This window comes from Komagataeibacter saccharivorans (genome assembly GCF_003207825.1).
In the GTDB taxonomy this organism is placed as follows: Bacteria; Pseudomonadota; Alphaproteobacteria; order Acetobacterales; family Acetobacteraceae; genus Komagataeibacter; species Komagataeibacter saccharivorans.
Genome location: NZ_NKTY01000060.1, coordinates 1 through 3036, shown reverse-complemented (window position 1 = coordinate 3036; position 3036 = coordinate 1). Strand labels below are relative to the sequence as shown.

The window sequence follows — 3036 nt, the reverse complement described above, 5'->3', positions numbered from 1 at the left end:
GGTACCTGCATCCCTACTTGTTGCGTGAACCTCAATGTGGCCAGTTCTACAGGTGTTCACTCCAAGCGTACGTAAAATACACTTTCGTGTCGTGATCCCATTGAGGCGGAAGGCGATCGCGCGTGGTCCCAGTCCGGCTGCGAAGTCGCGGAAGATGCGACGGACCACGTCGGCTTCCGCTGGATTGATGGTGCGGTCGCCCCGGATCGGCTCGCCGTTGGCGTCGAGCTTGCGCACCACGTCATAGCCGTAGGCATTGCCGCCGCCGGACTTGCCCTGTTCGACCCGGCCTCGCAGGCCGCGATGCGTCTTCTCGGCCAGGTCTTTCAGAAACAGGGCGTTCATCGTGCCCTTGAGGCCGACATGCAGATGCGACACCTCGCCCTCGGAGAGAGTGACGATCCGCACGCCAGCATAGTTCATGCGCTTGAAGACGCCGGCGATGTCCTCCTGGTCTCGGGACAAACGGTCCATCGCTTCGGCCAGCACGATCTGGAACCGTCCGCGCTGTGCATCCGCGATCAGCGCCTGGATGCCGGGCCGCATCAGGGAGGCACCCGAGATGGCGTGGTCGGTATACTCCTCGACGATGCTCCAGCCCTGCTTCTCCGCGTGGGTGCGGCAGACCCGAAGCTGGTCGGCGATCGAGGCGTCGCGCTGGTTGTCGGAGGAATAGCGGGCGTAGAGCGCGACCTTCATGACGGGGTATCCCTTACGGTCCGGAGCGGCGGCGCTGCTCCTGTTGCTGCGACCGGAACCAGTCCCGTGCCGCACGACGGGCCATGAGGCGGACCAGCGCCACAAGACGCGGGTCGGGGGCATTGGGGCGCAGGACGAGCCGCAACTCGGGCTCGGGCGGCCGATACGCCGTGGCAATGGACTGGCTGGGTCTGTCCGTCATCGTCGCTCTCTTCCGACCGTAAGGCAAGGAAAACAGACACACGATCCGGACAGATGACTGTTACTTCAATGGAAAACGGTAATACGAGAAGGCGTGCATGCGCGTGCTCCAGAGTGCGGAATCGTAGTTATGGGTAGTCCCGGATAGTGGCGCGTCGTACAAATACTGGCTTACGGCGGCATCACGGAAGGGGAGGGCGAGTCATGAACGATACGGGAGTGCCGTTCTTCCGGCAGGTCGGATGAGCGGGCGCGCCATCGACTCTTCGCCCACGGAAGCGCTGGCTGGCCTCGTGGAGCGGGTGACGTTCCACAACGCCGAGAACGGCTTCTGCGTCCTGCGGGTGAAGGTGCGGGGGCAGCGCGATCTGGTCACTGTTGTCGGCCATGCCGCCATGATCTCGGCAGGCGAGTTCGTGCAGATGTCGGGGCGCTGGTTCAATGATCACACCCACGGGTTGCAGTTCAAGGCGGAGTTTCTCAAAGCCAGTCCGCCGACCACGGTTGAGGGGATCGAGCGCTATCTTGGCTCCGGCATGATCCGGGGCATCGGTCCGGTCTACGCGAAGAAGCTGGTGAAAGCGTTCGGCGAGGCGGTGTTCGACCTGATCGAGCAGGAACCTGGACGTCTGCGGGAGGTGACGGGCATCGGCCCCAAGCGGGCCGAACGGATTGTCGGTGGCTGGGCGGACCAGAAGGTGATCCGCGAGATCATGCTGTTTCTGCACAGCAACGGCGTCGGCACCTCGCGGGCGGTAAGGATCTTCAAGACCTACGGGCAGGACGCGGTCCAACTGATCAGCGAGAACCCCTACCGGCTCGCGAAGGACATCCGGGGGATCGGCTTCAAGACCGCCGACCAGATTGCCCGGAAGATGGGGATTGCGGCCGACGCCATGATCCGGGTGCGGGCCGGGATCTCCTACGCGCTTGGCGAGGCCATGGATGAGGGGCATTGTGGCCTGCCGGTCCGGGAGTTGCTGACCAGCACCGCCGAACTGCTGGAGGTCGCGGCACCCCTGATCGAGACGGCTCTCACGTTGGAGCTGGAGGCGGGCGACGTTATTGCCGACAGCGTGGGCGAGACGGGATGCATCTTCCTGGCGGGTCTCTATCGCGCGGAGCAGAGCATCGCCGAGCGATTGCGTGCCTGTGTCGTCGGCCGTCCGCCCTGGCCCGAGATCGACGCTGGAAAGGCCATGACCTGGGTGGAACGGAAGACCGGGCTTGCGCTCGCGCCCAGCCAGCAGGAGGCGGTGCGCCTTGCCCTGAACAGCAAGGTGCTGGTGATCACGGGTGGTCCTGGCGTGGGCAAGACCACGCTGGTCAACGCCATCCTGAAGATCGTGACCGCCAAGGGCACGGACGTGCAGCTCTGCGCCCCGACCGGTCGGGCGGCGAAGCGCCTGTCGGAAAGCACCGGACTGGAAGGCAAGACCATCCATCGACTGCTGGAGACGGATCCGGCCAGTGGCACCTTCAAGCGGGATGATACCAACCCGCTGACCTGCGATCTGCTGGTCGTGGACGAGGCCAGCATGGTCGATGTGCTGCTGATGCGATCCCTGCTGCGCGCCTTGCCTGACAACGCCGCGTTGCTGATCGTCGGCGATGTGGACCAGTTGCCGTCGGTCGGGCCGGGGCAGGTGCTGGCCGACATCATCGGCTCCAACGCCGTGCCTGTGGTGCGGCTGACCGAGGTGTTCCGTCAGGCGGCACAGAGCCGGATCATCACCAATGCGCATCGGATCAACGAGGGCAGGATGCCCGAACTGAGCGCGGAAGAGGGATCGGATTTCTACTTCGTGGAGGCGGCCGAGCCCGAGGTCGGGCTGCGCAAGTTGCTGGCCGTGGTGAGGGATCGCATCCCGGCGCGGTTCGGGCTGGACCCTGTTCGCGACGTGCAGGTGCTTTGCCCGATGAACCGGGGTGGCCTTGGGGCGCGGTCGCTGAATATCGAATTGCAGCAGGCGCTGAACCCGCCGGACGAGGTGAAGGTCGAGCGGTTCGGCTGGACCTATGGTCCGGGCGACAAGGTGTAAGCTCCCGGCGACTGACGCCTTGCTGAATACTTCTGGCCTGGTTCAGCTATGAAGCATGAACGATTTAAGAGATAGGGACGCGGTACTACCTGCG

The 3036-nt window shown here is 64.4% G+C and carries 3 protein-coding genes; 1 reads left to right on the top strand and 2 read right to left on the bottom strand.

The window, feature by feature from the left end; genetic code table 11:
- Together CFR79_RS15140 and CFR79_RS15135 are read right to left on the bottom strand one after the other, a co-directional pair.
- The coding region (locus CFR79_RS15140) for a recombinase family protein (protein ID WP_258373658.1) at positions 1-699 on the bottom strand (699 nt) is incomplete at its 3' end.
- Positions 700-712: 13 nt separating this feature from the next.
- Positions 713-901, bottom strand: coding sequence for a hypothetical protein (locus tag CFR79_RS15135; protein ID WP_070325067.1), 189 nt, complete (start codon positions 899-901; stop codon positions 713-715).
- 241 nt (positions 902-1142) lie between these two features.
- Between CFR79_RS15135 and recD2 the strand changes: the two genes are divergently transcribed.
- Positions 1143-2942, top strand: a complete 1800-nt coding sequence (recD2, locus tag CFR79_RS15130) for an SF1B family DNA helicase RecD2 (protein WP_258373657.1) — start codon at positions 1143-1145, stop codon at positions 2940-2942.
- Positions 2943-3036 lie beyond the last annotated feature (94 nt).

Bases quoted from the DNA above. Each gene is read 5' to 3' on its own strand.
- CFR79_RS15135 (WP_070325067.1), bottom strand. From the start codon at position 901: ATGACGGACAGACCCAGCCAGTCCATTGCCACGGCGTATCGGCCGCCC.
- recD2 (WP_258373657.1), top strand. From the start codon at position 1,143: ATGAGCGGGCGCGCCATCGACTCTTCGCCCACGGAAGCGCTGGCTGGC.